The organism is Hydrogenophaga electricum (assembly GCF_030160815.1).
GTDB classification, from domain to species: Bacteria; Pseudomonadota; Gammaproteobacteria; order Burkholderiales; family Burkholderiaceae_C; genus Hydrogenophaga; species Hydrogenophaga electricum.
The window spans coordinates 71,106-87,756 of sequence record NZ_BSPB01000001.1 but is presented as its reverse complement, the minus strand read 5'-3'; the positions used below and the strand labels follow the sequence as shown (position 1 = coordinate 87,756).

At 68.5% G+C, this 16,651-nt stretch carries 15 protein-coding genes, 1 tRNA gene and 1 pseudogene; 4 read left to right on the top strand and 13 right to left on the bottom strand.

Annotated elements, in window-relative coordinates; genetic code table 11:
• Positions 1-144 precede the first annotated feature (144 nt).
• From QQK43_RS00415 to QQK43_RS00395, 5 genes and pseudogenes are all read right to left on the bottom strand, one after another.
• Complete coding sequence (locus QQK43_RS00415; protein WP_234265765.1) at positions 145-882, bottom strand: ABC transporter ATP-binding protein; 738 nt, start codon at positions 880-882, stop codon at positions 145-147.
• The gene (locus QQK43_RS00410) at positions 879-1,640 is read right to left on the bottom strand and encodes an ABC transporter ATP-binding protein (protein WP_234265764.1); all 762 of its coding nucleotides are present in this window, start codon (positions 1,638-1,640) and stop codon (positions 879-881) included. Before QQK43_RS00410 ends, QQK43_RS00415 begins: the two co-directional genes overlap by 4 nt.
• A gap of 161 nt (positions 1,641-1,801) precedes the next feature.
• Positions 1,802-2,986, bottom strand: coding sequence for a substrate-binding domain-containing protein (locus QQK43_RS00405; RefSeq protein ID WP_234265763.1), 1,185 nt, complete (start codon positions 2,984-2,986; stop codon positions 1,802-1,804).
• A 167-nt stretch (positions 2,987-3,153) separates the two neighbouring features.
• Positions 3,154-4,665 (bottom strand): sigma-54 interaction domain-containing protein, encoded by a 1,512-nt coding sequence (locus QQK43_RS00400; RefSeq protein ID WP_284306162.1) that lies wholly within the window; start codon positions 4,663-4,665, stop codon positions 3,154-3,156.
• A pseudogene (locus QQK43_RS00395) lies at positions 4,662-5,908 on the bottom strand (MFS transporter). Before QQK43_RS00395 ends, QQK43_RS00400 begins: the two are co-directional and overlap by 4 nt.
• 95 nt (positions 5,909-6,003) lie before the next feature.
• Here QQK43_RS00395 and QQK43_RS00390 point away from each other — a divergent pair.
• Complete coding sequence (locus tag QQK43_RS00390) at positions 6,004-6,960, top strand: LysR family transcriptional regulator (RefSeq protein WP_234265760.1); 957 nt, start codon at positions 6,004-6,006, stop codon at positions 6,958-6,960.
• 45 nt (positions 6,961-7,005) lie between these two features.
• On the opposite strand, the gene QQK43_RS00385 is transcribed toward QQK43_RS00390, so the two are convergent.
• The 3 genes from QQK43_RS00385 to QQK43_RS00375 are packed head-to-tail and all read right to left on the bottom strand — an operon-like array spanning position 7,006 to position 10,019.
• Complete coding sequence (locus tag QQK43_RS00385) at positions 7,006-8,496, bottom strand: tripartite tricarboxylate transporter permease (RefSeq protein ID WP_234265759.1); 1,491 nt, start codon at positions 8,494-8,496, stop codon at positions 7,006-7,008.
• Positions 8,497-8,507: 11 nt separating this feature from the next.
• Positions 8,508-9,047: a tripartite tricarboxylate transporter TctB family protein gene (locus QQK43_RS00380; RefSeq protein WP_370465181.1), complete on the bottom strand. Its 540-nt coding sequence runs from the start codon at positions 9,045-9,047 to the stop codon at positions 8,508-8,510.
• A 12-nt stretch (positions 9,048-9,059) separates the two neighbouring features.
• The gene (locus QQK43_RS00375) at positions 9,060-10,019 is read right to left on the bottom strand and encodes a tripartite tricarboxylate transporter substrate binding protein (RefSeq protein ID WP_284306160.1); all 960 of its coding nucleotides are present in this window, start codon (positions 10,017-10,019) and stop codon (positions 9,060-9,062) included.
• 146 nt (positions 10,020-10,165) lie between these two features.
• Between QQK43_RS00375 and QQK43_RS00370 the strand changes: the two genes are divergently transcribed.
• Genes QQK43_RS00370 through QQK43_RS00360 form a run of 3 tightly spaced genes read left to right on the top strand, consistent with a single transcriptional unit; the run spans position 10,166 to position 12,769 of the window.
• Positions 10,166-10,855, top strand: coding sequence for a response regulator transcription factor (locus tag QQK43_RS00370; protein WP_234265757.1), 690 nt, complete (start codon positions 10,166-10,168; stop codon positions 10,853-10,855).
• A complete protein-coding gene (locus QQK43_RS00365) occupies positions 10,852-12,297 on the top strand; it encodes a sensor histidine kinase (RefSeq protein ID WP_284306159.1) in 1,446 nt (481 codons plus the stop codon). Before QQK43_RS00370 ends, QQK43_RS00365 begins: the two co-directional genes overlap by 4 nt.
• A gap of 19 nt (positions 12,298-12,316) precedes the next feature.
• A complete protein-coding gene (locus QQK43_RS00360) occupies positions 12,317-12,769 on the top strand; it encodes an RNA-binding S4 domain-containing protein (RefSeq protein ID WP_284306158.1) in 453 nt (150 codons plus the stop codon).
• Positions 12,770-12,776: 7 nt separating this feature from the next.
• Here QQK43_RS00360 and QQK43_RS00355 read toward each other — a convergent pair whose 3' ends face one another.
• The 5 genes from QQK43_RS00355 to tilS all read right to left on the bottom strand — a co-directional run bounded on the left by QQK43_RS00355 (position 12,777) and on the right by tilS (position 16,572).
• Positions 12,777-13,682 (bottom strand): DMT family transporter, encoded by a 906-nt coding sequence (locus tag QQK43_RS00355; RefSeq protein ID WP_284306157.1) that lies wholly within the window; start codon positions 13,680-13,682, stop codon positions 12,777-12,779.
• Between the two features lie 87 nt (positions 13,683-13,769).
• Positions 13,770-13,991 carry a hypothetical protein gene (locus tag QQK43_RS00350; RefSeq protein WP_284306155.1) on the bottom strand — a complete coding sequence of 74 codons (222 nt, stop codon included), beginning with the start codon at positions 13,989-13,991 and terminating at the stop codon, positions 13,770-13,772.
• A gap of 64 nt (positions 13,992-14,055) precedes the next feature.
• Positions 14,056-14,148, bottom strand: a tRNA-Ser gene (locus tag QQK43_RS00345).
• A gap of 70 nt (positions 14,149-14,218) precedes the next feature.
• Complete coding sequence (locus QQK43_RS00340) at positions 14,219-15,499, bottom strand: aspartate kinase (protein WP_234265753.1); 1,281 nt, start codon at positions 15,497-15,499, stop codon at positions 14,219-14,221.
• Positions 15,500-15,657: 158 nt separating this feature from the next.
• Positions 15,658-16,572, bottom strand: coding sequence for a tRNA lysidine(34) synthetase TilS (tilS, locus tag QQK43_RS00335; protein ID WP_234265752.1), 915 nt, complete (start codon positions 16,570-16,572; stop codon positions 15,658-15,660).
• Between the last annotated feature and the right edge of the window lie 79 nt (positions 16,573-16,651).

Sequence of the window (16,651 nt, the reverse complement as noted above, 5' to 3'; positions counted from 1 at the left end):
GAGGCCTGCGCCCCCTCGGGGGGCAGCGAATACACGCAGTGATGAGCGTGGGGGTTCATATGCGCGCCTCCCGCCGGGCCGCCCCAAGGGAGGCCTGCGCCCCCTCGGGGGGCAGCGAATACACACAGTGATGAGCGTGGGGGTTCATTGATGCGCTCCCAGTGACAGCCCCAGCAGCTTGGCCTGCAGCGCCTCGTCTTCGGCCAGCTCGGCCATGGCGCCGCTGTGCACGACCTGGCCGTCGTCCATCACGGCCACGCTGTCGCCCAGCTGGCGGGCGAAATTGAAGTTCTGCTCGACCAGCAGGATGGTGGTCTGCGCGGCCTTGAGCTCCCGGAAGGCCGCGATCATGTTCTGGATGATGGCCGGCGCCAGGCCCTTGCTGGGCTCGTCGATCAGCAGCAGTTGGCGCGGCTCCACGATGGCGCGCGAGACCGCCAGCATTTGCTTTTGCCCGCCCGAGAGCTTGCCCGCCGGGTGGTTCCAGAACTTCTTCATGGCCGGGAACAGGCCGAAGATCCATTCGAGCCGCGTGGTGTCGATGTCGTCCACGGTGCGTGCGCCGCGCGCGGCCAGCACCATGTTTTCCTTGACGCTGAGGTCGGCGAAGATGCCCATGTTCTCGGGCACGTAGGCCACGCCGGCGCGCGCGATATCGGGCGTGGGGCGCTGTGTGATGTCCTGCCCGGCCAGCGTCACCGAACCCTGGCTGGCGTGCCACAAGCCCATGATCGTGCGCAGCGTGGTGGTCTTGCCCGCGCCGTTGCGGCCCAGCAGCATGGTGAGCTGGTTGGCCGGCACCACGAGGTCCACGCCATGCAGGATGTGGTATGCGCCGATGTGGGTATGCACCCCTTCGAGTTTCAGCAATGCTTCACTCATACGGCCTCCGTTTCTTCCGGGTTCACGCCCAGGTAGGCCTGCTGCACCACGGGCGAGGCGATCACGGCCTCGGGTTCGCCGTCGGCCACCAGCTCGCCGTTGTGCAGCACGATGATGCGATCGGAGAGTTCGCGCACCACGTCCATCTTGTGCTCGACCAGCAGGATGGTCTTGCTCGGGTCCTGCTTGAGCTGGCGGATCAGGTTCAGGATCACCGGCACCTCGTCCACGCTCATGCCGGCCGTGGGCTCGTCGAACATGAACACCTGCGGCTCCAGCGCCATGAGGATGCCCACCTCCAGCTTGCGCTGGTCGCCGTGCGGTAGGCTGGCCGCGCTGGCGTCGCGCTTGTCGGCCAGCGCCACGGTTTCCAGAATGGCCTCGGCCTTTTGCAGCAGGTCGCGCCGGTCGCTCCAGATGCGGAAAAAGTCCAGCCCGGCGCCGGCCTTGGCCTGCACGGCCAGGCGCACGTTTTCCAGCACCGTGAGCTGCGGGAACAGGTTGGTGAGCTGGAAGGCCCGGCCCAGACCGGCACGCGTGCGCTGCGGCGCGCCCAGGGCCGTGAGGTCTTGCCCGTTGAGCACGACGCGACCGGCAGTGGCCTTGATCTGCCCCGAGATGAGGTTGAAGTAGGTCGTCTTGCCGGCGCCGTTGGGGCCGACGATGGCGGTCAGCGTGCCCGGCCGAAAGGCGCAGGACACAGCGTTCACCGCCACGTGGCCGCCGAAGCGGACCGTGAGACCGGAAGTTTCAAGCATGGAGTCTCCAGGCACTGCCGCCCAACGGCGCAGCGCAAGTGCGCAAGCGGTCGCCGCCAGTGGCGACCTTCCAGGAACGCCGCGGAACCGGCTGGGCCGGACCGCAGGCGTTGTTTCCCCAGCAGGGAGCTGCCGCGTCAGCGGCGCACGGGGTCGCCCCCTTACTTCTTGTTCCGGATCGGGACCTGCATTTCGTCAGGCTTGATTTCCCGCACCAGTTCCGGCACGCCCCAGGCAAAAGCCGGATCCACCTTGATCTTGAAGTGGTACATGCTCTGCATGGCCTGGTGGTCTTCCTTGCGGAAGGTCATCGTGCCCTTGGGCGTGTCGAAGCTCATGCCCTCCATCGTCTTGATGAGGGTGCTGGTCTTGGTGTCGCCACCGGTCTTCTTGAGCGCCGTCACCAGGGCCATGGCGGCGCTGAAGCCCCCGGCCGTGAAGAAGTCGGGCGGCGCCTTGAACTCGCTGTAATGGCGCGAAACCAGGGCTTCGTTGACCGGGTTCTTCGGGATGCCGAAGTAGTAGTACGTGGCACCTTCCATGCCCGGGAAGTTCTTGTAGTTCGCCATCGCCGGCAGGATGTTGCCGCCCGTGGCGATCTCGATGCCGTAGCGCTTGAGGTCCAGATCGGCGATCTTGAACGGGTTGCCCGCGCCGGCCCAGATGATGAAGATGACCTTGCGGCCCGGCTGGTCCTTGAGCTTGTCGATCAGGCGCTGCGCACCGGCGGTGAAGTCGGTGGTGTTGGCCGGCAGGTATTCCTCGTGCACCAGCTTGGCGGTCTTGATCGCGTCCTTGAACGCCTTCACACCGTCGCGGCCGAAGGCGTAGTCCTGTGCCAGCGTGGCGATGGACACCCCCGGCTTGTCCAGCGCCACGGCGTTGGAGATCGCGTCCTGGCTGCTGTTGCGGCCGGTGCGGAAGATGAACTTGTTCCACTTGTCGCCGGTGATGGAGTCGGCCACGGCGGGCTCCACCAGCAGGATCTTCTGGTATTCCTGCGCCACCGGCAGCATGGCCAGCGCCACACCCGACGAGGTGGGGCCGACCGCGATGTCGGCCTTGTCATCGCCGTAAGCGGTGGCCAGCAGCGACTTGCCCAGATCGGGCTTGCCCTGGTCGTCCTTCTCGATCACCACCAGCTTGCGGCCGTTGACCATCATGGTGCCGCCCGTGGCGTAGTCCAGCCCCATCAGCAGGCCGGTGTGGGTCTGCTTGCCATAGGCTTCGAGCGGACCGGTCTTGCTGTAGACGTGGGCGATGCGGATGTCTTTGGACTGGGCGTAGGCAAAAGCCGAGGCGCAGGCCAAGGCGATGACCGCCAGGCGGCGGGTGGTCTTGAACATGCTTGTCTCCTGGTGAGAGGTTTTATGGGCCGCACAGGGCTGGCACGCTCACCATTGCAGGGAACGTGCCACTTCGAAAAGTCTTTGATTTTTAATGACTTTCGAATCTATTCATCCAGGAATGTCTGAATTTCAGACATTCCAGACACGCCTCAATTGTCTGAAATTCAGTCAATCGTCTGAATTTCAGACAACTCCGACCACAGGGCCAGCTTGTCGTAAAAGCTGGCCCGCGACATGCCCAGCAGGCGCGCCGCGGCCGAGCGGTTGCCCCCGGTGCGGCGCAGCGCTTCGGCCATGGCCTGGCGCTCCAACGCCGCCACCTGCTCGGCCAGGGGCCGCAACGGCGCCGCCAGGTTCTCCGGATCGCCAGGCGTGGCCGTGCTCGGCACCGCCGCCGATGCCGTCGCTGCGGTCGCCGCCCCGCTCAGCGCGCGGTCTGCGGGCGGCAGCACGGTGGCCAGCACCGCAGCACCGATGCGGTGATCGTCGCTGCGCAGCGCCACCTGCTCCAGCACGTTGCGCAGTTCGCGGATGTTGCCGCGCCAGGCCTGCGACTGCAGCAGCCACAGCGCTTCGGGGTCCAGCTCCAGCTGCGAGCCGCCGCTGCGCGCGGCGATGTCTTCGCACAGGGTCTCGACCAGCAACGGCAGGTCGGCGCGGCGCTCACGCAGTGGCGGCACGCGGATCGGCAACACGTTGAGGCGGTAGTACAGGTCTTCGCGGAAGTGCCCTTCGCGCACCAGCGCTTCGAGATCGCGCGAAGTGGCCGCGACCACCCGCACGTCGAAACGCACGAGCTGGTTCGACCCCAGCGGCTCGATCTCACCCTCCTGCAATGCCCGCAACAGCTTGGCCTGCACCGCGGCAGGCATGTCACCCACCTCGTCGAGGAACAGCGTGCCGCCGTCGGCGAGCTTGAACTTGCCGTCGCGCCCCTTGCGGTCGGCACCGGTGTAGGCGCCGGGCGCCACGCCGAAGAATTCGGCTTCGAGCAGGGTGTCCGGCACGGCCGCGATGTTCACCCCCACAAAAGGCCGCCCGGCGCGGGCCGAGGCCGCATGGATGGCGTGCGCCAGCAGCTCCTTGCCGGTGCCGGTCTCGCCCAGCAGCAGCACCGGGCTGGCCGACTGCGCCGCGCGCCGCGCCTGGCGCTTGACCTCCACCGCCGCCGGGCTGCTGCCGACGAAGCTGGCAAAGGTGTACTTGCTGCGGCGCTGGTGCGCGAGTTCGCGGCGCGCATCGTTCAGGTCCTGCTCCAGCCGCGCGAATTTGCTGATGAGGGGCTGCAGTGTGGTCTCGGGATGGTCGAACAGCACGATGCCCAGCACGCCGATCACCCCGCCCTCGCTGTCGCGCAGCGGGATGCGGCTGACCACGAACGTGCCGGCCTTGTTGGTCAGCAGGTCGATGAGGATGGGCTTGCCGGTCTCCAGCACGCGGTGCATCTGCGTGTTGTGCACCACGCGCGAGACCGGGTGGCCGACAAAGTCTTCCTCGCGCGCGTAGCCGAGCGCGGGCAGGAAACGCCGGTACTGATCGTTGATCCACACCACCCGCGCCTCGCGGTCCACCAGCAGCATGCCCTCGCTGGCGTTGGCGAACAGGTCGAACATCGACCTCGCGGCGAGTTCGAGAATGCTTTGCGCGTCGCGCGGCAAGCGGCTGTCGGCGGTCATGGCCGGATGGTACCTGCCTCCCGCGCCGGCAGCGCCTTCAGACGCATGCCCACGGCAATCAGCGAGGCGGCCGACGCCAGCGCCACCACCCCGTTCCAGCCCCAGCGCTCGAACAGTGCGCCGCCCAGCGCCGAGCCCAGTGCCATGCCGCAGAACATGGCCACGAACAGCAGCGCATTGACACGGCTGCGGGCGGCCGGATCGGCCCCGTAGACGATGGTCTGGTGCGAAATCAGCGCGGCCTGGAAGCCCAGGTCGAAGCCGATCACCGACACCACGACCAGCCCGATCTGCGCGCCGCGCGGTAGCCACGACAGGCCCCCCATGAGCGCGAAGGCGCCGAACACCAGCACCGCACCCGCCAGCGCGACCCGGTGTGGCCCGTGCCGGTCGGCCAGCCGACCGAACACCGGCGCCCCGAGTGCACCCGCCGCACCGGCGATGCCGAACGCCCCCGCCGCGGCGCTGCCCAGGTGGAAAGGCGCGCCGTGCAGCCAGATGGCCAGTGTCGACCAGACCGCACTGAAACCGATCGCCAGCGTCCCCTGCGCCAGCGCCGCCTGGCGCACCGCGCGGTGGCGCCGCCAAAGCCCCACCAGCGACCCGAGCAAAGCCCCATAGCCCAGCGAGGTGGTGGGCGGGAAACGCGGCAGGCCACGCTGGAGCGCCACGCCGATCCCGGCCACCGCCAGCGCCGCCAGCACAAACATCGCACGCCAGCCCAGGTGTTCGGCGACGAAGCCGCTCACCACGCGCGACAGCAGAATGCCCAGCAGCAGTCCGGTCATGACCGAACCCACCGCCTTGCCGCGGCTGCTTTCGGGAGCCAGCACGGCCGCGGCCGGCACGATGTCCTGTGCCACCGTGGCCGCCAGGCCGGTGAGAAAGCTGGCCACCAGCAGAAAACCGATCGAAGGTGCCAGCGCATTGCCCAGCAGCGCCACCACCAGGGCGGCGCACTTGACCAGCACCAGGGTGCGGCGGTCCCAGCGGTCGCCCAGCGGTCGCCCAGCGGGGCCATCAGCAGCAGGCCCAGCGCGTAGCCGAGCTGGGTCAGCATGGGCACCAGGCCCAGGGTCTGCGCACCCACGCCCCATTCTTCGCTCAGCACGCCGAGCATGGGCTGGCTGTAGTACAGCGACGCCACGGTGAAGCCCGCGCCCGCCGCCAGCAGGCGGGTCAAAGAGAGCGAGAGGCCGGACGCACCCGGCATCGATAAATTCGCTGAGCGAATGGAAGACATCAAAAACCCCTGAATCACAACCATGCCCGGAGTCTGAGGGGCTTCAGGCCTCGGGGGTAGTGCAGGCGCGCTCACTTCAGATATACGATCGGCGCATGAATAAAAGCCCTGTCCGCCCGCAGACGCCACCGCCCCTGGCGGGTGCCGGGGACCGGCTGGACCTCATGCAGACCTTCGTGCGCATCGTTGAGGCGGGCAGCCTGTCGCGCGCGGCGGCGCAGATGCAGACCACGCAGCCCACCATCAGCCGCCGGCTCCAGACCCTGGAACGCCTGCTCGGCCTGCGCCTGTTGCAGCGCTCGACACGCGCCATGCACCTGACCGAAGACGGTGAACGCTGCTACGAACATGCCAAGGCCCTGATCGACCAGTGGGAAGCGCTGCAAAGCGATGTGCGGGGCGACCACGACACCCCGCGCGGCCACCTGCGCGTGGCGGTGCCGCACGCGTTCGGGCAGGAGCAACTGGTGCGGCCCATGACCGAGTTCCTGCTGCGCCACCCCGACGTGCAGGTGGAATGGCTGCTGCGCGACGACGTGCGCGACTTCATCGGTGCCGGCATCGACTGCGCGATCCAGGTCGGCGAGGTGCGCGACCCGTCGGTGGTGGCGATCCGCCTCATGGACGTGCCGCGCATCGTGATCGCGTCGCCCCGGCTGTGGCCCGCCGACGCACCACCGCCACAGGTGGAGGACCTGCCTGACCTGCCCTGGCTGGCCCTGCGCACCTACTACCGCAGCGAAGTGGTGCTGGCCCATCCGCAGACGCGGCACACCCGCCGCTTCGCGATCCACCCCCGCCTGAGCACCGACAACCTCTACGTGCTGTGCAACGCCGCCATCTTCGGCCTGGGCGCGGGCATTGCCTCGGCCTGGATGGTGGCCGATGCCCTGGCCGACGGCCGGCTGGTGCACCTGGCGCCGCCATGGCAGGCGCCTTCGCTGCCGGTGTACCTGGTCTATCCGCACGCCCGCTTCTACCCACCCCGGCTGCGCCGCTTCATCGACGCCATGCGGGCCGCGATGCCGGTCGCGGGCGGGGTCACCGCCTGAGCGGTCGCCCCCGGGCCGGCTGGCACCAGCGGGACGACCCGGGGCTCATGCGCGCCGGTGCCAGGCCAGCGCCCGTGGCGTGATGAGCACCAGCGCCACCGCGGCCAGCAGGGTGGCCGACATCGGCCGCTGGAAAAACACCAGCCAACTGCCTTCGCCGATGGCGATGGCGTTGCGCAGGTGCGCCTCGGCCAGCGGCCCGAGGATCAGGCCCACGATCACCGGTGCGATCGGGAAGTCGAAGCGCCGCATGGCAATGCCCGCCAGCGACAGGCCGTACATGAGGAACAGGTCGAACGCGCTCTGGCGCATGCCGTACACGCCCACGGTCGCGAAGATGAGGATGCCGGCGTACAGCGGCGCGCGCGGAATGCGCAGCAGCTTCACCCACAGCCCCACCATCGGCAGGTTCAGCACCAGCAGCATCACGTTGCCGATGTAGAGCGAGGCGATCAGCGCCCACACCAGCGTCGACGAGGTCTGGAACAGTTGCGGCCCGGCCTGGATGCCGTAGTTCTGCAACGCCGACAGCAGGATGGCCGCGGTCACCGACGTGGGAATGCCCAGCGTCAGCAGCGGCACCAGCGTGGCGGTCACGGCCGCGTTGTTGGCCGCCTCGGGGCCGGCCACACCCTCGATGGCGCCCGCCCCGCCGAATTCGGCCTGGTGTTCGGGCGCGGCCAGCTTGCGCTCGGTGGCGTAGCTCAGGAAGGTGGGAATTTCCGACCCACCCGCCGGGATGGTGCCGAACGGGAAACCGATGGCCGTGCCGCGCAGCCAGGCGGGCCAGGAACGGCGCCATTCGGTGCGCGTCATGTGGGCCCGGGTCATGCGGTTGAGCGTGCTCGGGTTGCGGCCCTCGTAGAGCGCGTTGTAGAGCGCTTCGGTCACAGCGAACAGGCCCACTGCCACCAGCACCACCTCGATGCCGTCCATGAACTCCAGCACGCCACCGGTGTAGCGCACCTGGCCGGTGATCTGGTCGATGCCCACCAGCCCCATGGCCAGGCCCAGGAACAGCGCCGTCAGCCCGCGCAGCGAACTCTGGCCCAGCACCGCGCTCACGGTGGTGAAGGCCAGCAGCATCAGGCAGAAGTACTCGGGCGGGCCGAGCTGGACGGCAAAGTCGGCCAGCAGCGGTGCGAACAGCGTCACCAGCACGGTGGCGATGGTGCCGGCCACGAAAGAGCCGATGGCCGAGGTGGCCAGCGCCGCGCCGGCGCGGCCGCTCTTGGCCATCTTGAAACCTTCGAGTGCGGTGACCATGGTGCCGGTCTCGCCCGGCGTGTTGAGCAGGATGGAGGTGGTCGACCCGCCGTACATGGCACCGTAGTAGATGCCGGCGAAAAAGATCATCGACGCGGTCGGCTCGACCTGGCCGGTGATGGGCAACAGCATCGCCACCGTGACCGCCGGGCCGAGGCCGGGCAGCACGCCGATGGCCGTGCCCAGCGCACAGCCAGCCAGCGCCCACAGCAGGTTGATGGGCGTGGCGGCGGTGGCAAAACCGCCCAAGAGTTGGTTGAAGATATCCATGGTGTTCTGGTCTAGATCCAGCCGGACGCGGTCAGGCCCGGCAGATTGACCGCCAGCACCTTGGTGAACATCCAGTACGTGGGGGCGGCGATCACGATGCCGGTCACGGCATCGCGCACCGCCTGCAGCGCGCCGCCGGCCGGTTTGCCTTCGCTCAGGCGCAGGCCCCGCACCGCCAGGGCAAAACACAGGGCGCAGCTGAGCACAAAGCCGATGGAGGTGATCAGCGCCGCGTTGCCCAGCACGCCGGCCGACACCCAGGCAAACGCCGGCCAGTCACCGCGTGCCGCGCCGGACGGGATTTCCATGTGCCGGAAGCCCCCGGTGCGCGCCTCCCACAGCAGCAGCGCGCCACACACCGCGAGCGCCACCGTCACCACCCAGGGCAGGAAGTCGGGGCCGACACCGGCATAACCGGCATCGGAGGGCAAGCCCGCCGCGCCCCAGGCCAGCACGCCGGCCACGCCCAGTGCGGCCAGGCCCATCAGGGTCTGTCCCGTCCGGCTGCCGCCCGGCACCGCTTCGGCGGCCGGTGAAAGGTCTGCACGCATGGTTGCCTCCGCTCAGACCATGCCCGCGCGCACCATGGTCGCGCGCAGCGAAGCGAAATCGCGGTCCACGAACTCGTCGAAGGCTTTGCCGGTCAGCAGCGCCGGGGTCCAGTTGTTCTTGGCCAGCGCGTCCTGCCAGGCCTTGCTCTTGGTCGCCTTCACGATCATGTCGGTCAGCGCGTCGCGTTGCGCGGGGGTGATGCCGGCCGCGCCATACACGCCGCGCCAGTTGCCGATCTCGATGTCGATGCCCTGCTCCTTGAGCGTGGGCACGTCGATGCCGGCAATGCGCTGCGCCGAAGTGATGCCGACGGCGCGCATCTTGCCGCTTTCGATGTAGGGCTGGAATTCGCTGTAGCCGCTGCCACCGATGGTCACGTTGCCACCCAGAATGGCCGCGACCGCTTCGCCACCGCCCCGGAACGGCACGTAGTTGATCTTCGCGGCCGACACCCCCACCAGTTGCGCAATCTGCGCGGCCGCGATGTGTTCGGTCGCACCGCGCGAGCCGCCCCCCCACTTGACGCTGCCCGGGTCCTTCTTGAGCTGCTCGACCACCTCCTTCATGCTCTTGAACGGCGAATTCGCCGGCAGCACGAACACGTTGTATTCGGTGGTGAGCCGCGCGATGGGCGTGAGCTGCGTGATCGACACCGGCGGCTTGCCGGTGATGATGCCGCCCAGCATCACCGCCCCCATCACCATCAGCGCGTTCGGGTCGCCCTTGCTGGCGTTGAAGAACTGCGCCAGGCCGATGGCGCCGGCCGCGCCGCCCTTGTTCTCGAACGTGACCGACGACGCCACGCCCGCATCGCGCAGCGCGTCGCCCAGGGCCCGGCCCGTGCCGTCCCAGCCACCGCCGGGGTTGGCGGGAATCATCATCTTCAGGTTGGCACTGGCCCAGGCAGCCGGCGGCAAAGCACCAGCGGCGGCCAGAGCGGCCAGGGATTTGAGGAAAGTGTCGCGACGCATGGGGAGTCTCCTTGGTGTGGGCCGAAACGGCACGGCGAACTGACAGGCGCGATGTTCCTGTCGGCCGCTGTCAATCGGCTGTCGATCGCCCTAGGACAAACCCTGATCCCGAAAACCCCGGAAGGCGTCCCCATAATCGCCCCCGGATGAAGCTGCTCCTGATCGAAGACAACCTGGCAATGCGCACCACCCTGCAGCGCACGCTGGAGCGCCGCGGCATGCAGGTGCAAACCTGCAGCGACGGGCAGCAGGCCCTGGCCCAGTGGCAGGCCTGCCAGCCCGATGCGGTGCTGCTCGACCTGAGTCTTCCCGGCCGCGACGGCCTGCAGGTGCTCGGCGACGCGCGCGCCGCCGGCCTGCGCACGCCAGTGATCATCCTCACCGCGCGCGGCACCGTCGGCGACCGCATCATCGGCCTGAACACCGGTGCCGACGACTACCTGCCCAAGCCGTTCGACCTCGACGAACTCGAAGCCCGCGTGCGCGCCCTGGTGCGCCGTGCCACGCCCACGGCCGACGCGGCACAGGCACCGGCCCTGCCACAGGCCGCCTGGTGCGGCATGCAGATCGACCGGGACAGCGGTGCCGTTTATCACGACGGTCAGCCCATGGAACTGGCCCCGCGCGAACTGGCCCTGCTGCGCGCCGTGCTGGCACGCCCGGGTCAGGCCATCGCGAAAGAGCGCCTGTTCGAACTGGTGTTTCCCGGCGAAAGCCAGGCCCTGCCCGAAGCCATCGAGGTGGTGGCCTACCGGCTGCGCAAGAAGATCGCCCACACCGGCGCGCAACTGGTCACGCTGCGGGGCCTGGGCTACCTGCTGCGGGCGTCCCCGTGATCCTCGCCCGGCCCCGCACACCCCGGTCGCTGCGGCGCACGCTGCTGCTGGGCATCCTGCTGCCGGTGTTCGGCTTCCTGGTGCTCAACACCGTGGTGCTCTACCGCCAGGCCCAGGCTGCGGCCAACACCGCCTACGACCGCACGTTGCTGGCCACCGCCAAATCGCTTGGCGAAGACCTGGAGGTCAGCCCATCCGAGCAAGGCCCGCAGTTGCAGGCTTCGGTGGCGTATTCGGCCCTGGAAGCCTTCGAGGCCGACAACCGCAGCCGCCTGTACTACCGCGTCAACGGCTTTGCCGGCGAAATGGTTTCCGGCTTCGCCGACCTGCCGCCGCCCCGGGCCAACCTGCCCGACCAGAACATCTACGCGGCGCTGGTCCACTTCTACGACACGCGCTACCGCGACACCCCCGTGCGCATGGCCGTGCTGCTGCAGCCCGTGGCCGGTGCGGCGGGCCACGGCATGGCCACCATCCAGGTGGCGGAGACCCTGGAGCTGCGCGAGACACTCGCGCGCCAGATCCTGGTCGACACCCTGGGACGGCAAGCCGTGCTGGTGCTGGTGATCGCCATGGTGGTGGTCTTCGTCGTGCAGCGCGCCACCCGGCCCGTGCGGCAGCTCAGCCACGCGCTGGCCGCGCGCAGCGACAACGACCTCTCGCCCCTGCCGCTGGAAGACGCCCCGCGCGAGCTGCACCCCCTGCTGGCGGCGACCAACCAGCACATGGAGCGGCTGTCCCAGTTGCTGGACCACCAGAAGCGCTTTGTGCGCGACACCTCGCACCAGCTGCGCACGCCGCTGGCCGTGCTCAAGGCCCAGGTGCAATCGGCCCGGCGCGGCGACCTGCCCGCGCCGCAGGCCCTGGAAGAAATCGCCCACACCGTCGACCGCGCCACCGAACTGGCCAACCAGATGCTGGCCCTGGCCAAGGTGGAACAGCTGCGCCAGCAACGCGACGAGGTGCCCGACACCGACTGGGCCGAAACCGTGCGCCAGGTGGCCCTGGATCTGGCCCCGCTGGTGGCCAATCAGGGGCTGGACTTTTCGCTCACGGCGACGGCGCCCGCACCCGTGCGCTCGCACGAATGGGCGTTGCGCGAACTCACCCGCAACCTGCTGCACAACGCCATCAAGCAGTCACCGCCGGGCGCACGGCTGGGCGTGCACCTGGTGAGCGATCCGCACACCGTGGCACTGACCATCAGCGACGATGGCCCGGGCATCGCCGATGCCCAGCGCGAGCGGCTGTTCCAGCCCTTCGCCACCGGCGCCAGCCCACGCCCGGGCGAAGCGGGCTCGGGGTTGGGGCTCGCCATCTGCCAGGGCATCGTGCAGTCGCTGCACGGCAGCATCGAGCTGATCAACCGCACGCAGCGCGGCCAGGTGCAGGGCCTGGACGCGGTCGTGCGCCTGCCCCGCTCCGTGGCAATATCCGTCTGATCCCACTGCCCTTGCGCGCATGAACCCACCCACCACCGCACCCGACTCAGCCCGCCTGCGCCTGGACAAATGGCTCTGGGCCGCCCGCTTCTACAAGACCCGCAGCCTGGCCTGCGACGAAATCGACAAGGGCCGTGTACGCGTGAACGAACAGATCGCCAAGCCTGCGCGTGAAGTGCGCGCCGGCGACACGGTGGAGGTGCGCATCGGCACCGTGGTACGCATCGTCATCGTCAGGGCGGTAAGCACCACGCGCGGGCCGGCACCGGTTGCGGCCCTGCTGTACGAAGAAACGGAAGCTTCGCGCCTGGCACGCGAAGCGGCGGCCGAGCGCCGCCGGCTCGCCCCCGAACCGGCCCTGGCGCAAACGCAGGGGCGCCCCACCAAACGCGACCGGCGCGACATCGACACCCTGCGCGGCCGCACCGACTGGAACGACCGCTGGAGCGCCTCGATCGACGGCGACGCCTGAGCGCCGTTCAGGCGCGCCGCAGCCCCAGCCACATCACCGCGGCGACCACGATCAGCCCGCCGGCGACCTGCACCGCGGCGATGGTCTGCCCCAGCACGGCCCAGGCCAGCACAAGCGCAAAGATGGGCTCCACATTCATGATCGCCGAATTGCCCACCACACCCAGCCGGGGCAACACGGTAAACATGATCGTGAAGGCCGTGCCGTAAAGCACCGTCAGCCCCACCAGTCCCCACCAGCCCACGGCCGATGCCGGCAGCGCGGGCCCGCCCTGCGCCATCACCCCGACCAGCGCCATGAGCGCCACCAGCGCCATGGTGGCTGCGGTGCGCACCCGCCCATCCACCCCGGCCGTGCCGTGCTGGATGATCACCAGCGCGAGGCCGAAGCTCGCCGCCGCGGTCAGCGCGAACGCCACGCCCGCGCCAATGCGCCCCCAGTGGTCGGCAGCGCCCAACCCAGAAGCCGCACCGGACACGTCCAGCGCCAGCGCCAGACCCAGCAGCAGCACGGGCATGGCCATCAGGACGCGACGGTCCGGCCGCTCGCCGTACACCACGCGCGCCCACAAGGCGGTCCAAAAGGGGTAGGAATTGAAAGCCAGCAAGGCCAGCGCCACCGGCAGGCGGGCAACGGCGGAATACAGGCACAGGCTCTGGGCGCCGATCAGCCCGCCCACGATCAGCAGCGCACGGCGCTGCCGCGCATCGGTCCGCCACGGGAGTCGATAGCCGACCACCACGGCCAGCACCACCGCAGCGGTCACCGTGCTGCGAAACAGCACCGCCGTCGCCACATTGACGCCATCGTTGAACGCCAGGCGGGCCGCCACGTGGTTGGCGCCCATCATCAGGGCGATGAGCAACAAGGTGGCGAACGCGGCGGCAGAAATCGAGCGAGCAGAAGAAGCCATGGGGGGCGATTGTCACCGCGCGCTGGGTGGCCAGGCGGTCGCTCGGGCTACAGCCCGCAGTGCTGACCGGGAATCAGCCCTGCGCAGTCACTGCCCGGCTTCCTGATCCAGCTTCTGCAACCGGTCGGTGCCTTGCTGCAACGCGTCCTGCAACTGCTGCTCGACCACCTTCTGCGTGGCCTTGCCTTGCTCCAGTTCCTGCTGCTTGAGAGCGGCTGCGGTGGCCGCGCTGCCGGCGGCCTCCATGCCGCATCCGGCCAGGGCCCAGGCAGCCGCCATCGCCATGCCCCATCCCACACACCTGTTCATGCCTTGCTCCCGGTGGATATGCGCCAAGAAAAAAGCCCAAGTGGATTCACTTGGGCTTTTTGTATGGCGGAGCGAGAGGGATTCGAACCCTCGATGAGGCTCTACACCCCATACTCCCTTAGCAGGGGAGCACCTTCGGCCACTCGGTCATCGCTCCGGAGCCGCATATTATGCCTCAACTGAAGGCACTTTCTGCGAAGTGCCGCTGTCTGCGGCACGTTTCCCTTTTACTCGGCGATGGTGTCGATGGTCTTGTCCAGATCGAACTCGCGGTGCAAGGCGCGCACGGCCAGCTCCATGTACTTCTCGTCGATCACCACCGAAGTCTTGATTTCGGAGGTGGAGATCATCTGGATGTTGATGCCCTCGTCGCTCAGGCACTTGAACATGCGGCTGGCCACGCCCACATGGCTGCGCATGCCGATACCGACGATGGAGACCTTGCAGATGCGCGTGTCGCCCACCACGTCGGCGGCGCCCAGCGACGGCACCACCTGGGTCTTGAGCAGGTCCAGCGTCTTCTGGTAATCGTTGCGGTTCACCGTGAACGAGAAGTCGGTCTTGCCGTCCTTGCTCAGGTTCTGGATGATCACGTCGACCTCGATGTTGCCCCCGGCGACCGCACCCAGGATCTGGTAGGCAATGCCCGGCTTGTCGGGCACGCCCAGCACGGACACCTTGGCTTCGTCACGGTTGAAGGCAATGCCGGAAACAACGGCTCGTTCCATATCTTCGTCTTCCTCGAAAGTGATCAGGGTGCCAGAGCTGGCTTCTTCGTTCAGGTCGATGTCCCAGGGCGTGAAGCTGGACAGCACGCGCAGAGGCACCTTGTACTTGCCCGCAAACTCCACCGAGCGGATCTGCAGCACCTTGGAGCCCATGCTGGCCATCTCCAGCATTTCCTCGAAGCTGACACGCTCCAGACGACGCGCTTCCGGCACCACGCGCGGATCGGTCGTGTAGACGCCGTCCACATCGGTATAGATCAGGCATTCGGCCGCCTTCATCGCTGCGGCCACGGCCACGGCAGACGTATCGCTGCCGCCGCGGCCCAGCGTGGTGATGTTGCCGTCAGGATCCACGCCCTGGAAGCCGGTGACGATGACCACCTTGCCCGCAGCCAGGTCAGCGCGCACGCGCGCATCTTCGATCGACTCGATGCGGGCCTTGGTGTAAGCGTCGTTGGTCTTGATGGCCACCTGCCAGCCCGCGTAGCTCACCGCCTCAATGCCTTCGGCCTGCAGCGCGATCGCCAGCAGCGCCGACGATGCCTGCTCGCCCGTGGCGGCCAGCATGTCGAGTTCACGCCCATAGGCCTTGCCCGGCTTTTCCGGGGCCACTTCCTTGGCCAGGGCCAGCAGGCGGTTGGTCTCGCCGCTCATGGCGCTGGGCACCACGACCATCTGGTGACCGGCCTTGTGCCACTTGGCCACGCGCCGGGCCACATTGCGGATGCGCTCGGTCGACCCCATGGAGGTGCCGCCGTACTTGTGAACTATCAATGCCATCGGGAAGGAACAGGTTGGGAGAGGATGTCCGACACATCCCCCGAGGCCCGCGCACCGGGCCCGGTGCCGGACGCCCCGGAAATCGCCGGGAAGAACCGCAAAGCCCCGCCAAAACACCGGGCGAACTCCGGCAAACAGCGAGAGGCAAAACCTTGGGATTATACCGACCGGTCGAAACGCAGCCGATCGCCGTCGCGCTGCACCTGACCGTCGGCCACCTTGAGGTGGATGCGGTGGCCGCGCGTGCGGCAGGCATCGATCTGCAACAGCAGCGCGTCCAACTGGACCTCGCTCGGCGCCACCGCCTCGTGCCGCCGCAACCAGTGCCGCAGCAGGTTGGCCTGGCGCGGACGCGAGAGGGCTTGCAGCGCCCCGATGGCGGGCGGCACACCCGTGCCCTGCAGGTCCTCGGCAGCAAGCTCGTCCAACAGCCCCTGGGCCTGCGCGATGTGGCGCATGCTGCGCGCCAAGGTCTCGCGCCAGGCGGGAAAGTCCTGTGCCCAGGCCGGCAGCAGATGCGCCCGGATGCGGTTGCGCGTGAAGCGCGGATCGGCGTTGCTCGGATCATCGGCAAACGCCTGCCTCCGCGCCACCAGCCAAGCGCGCAAGCTGGCCGACGACACGCCCAGCCAGGGGCGGCCAAACACCACCCCATGGCGCTCGAAGCGTTCGGGCATCCCGGCCAATCCCGGCAGACCGGCTCCCCGCGCCAGCGCCAGCATCAGGGTCTCGGCCTGGTCGTCGGCATGCTGGCCCAGCAACACACAGCCGGCACCGCGCTGCCGGGCCATGTCGGCCAGCGCGCGGTAGCGGTATTGACGCGCCGCGTCCTCAGGGCTTTGGCCGGGCTGCGCGCGCGCATCCAGCCGGCAGACGTGCACCGGGATGCCCAAGGCCCGACCTGTGAGAAGGGCCATCGCTTCAAAGTCGTCGGCAGCGGCTTGCAGGCCATGGTGCACGTGCAGTGCCAAGACCTGCCCCGGCCAGAGGGTGTGCGCCGCCAGCAACAGCGCGGTGGAGTCCGCCCCGGCACTGAAAGCCACGGCCACCGGCGCAGCCAGCGGATCGGGCAACCATCGAGCGCCCCACGCTACGAGTGCCGCCGCGCCAGGAGAAGATGCGTCGCCTGGCGCGCTGTTGGCCACAGGTGCC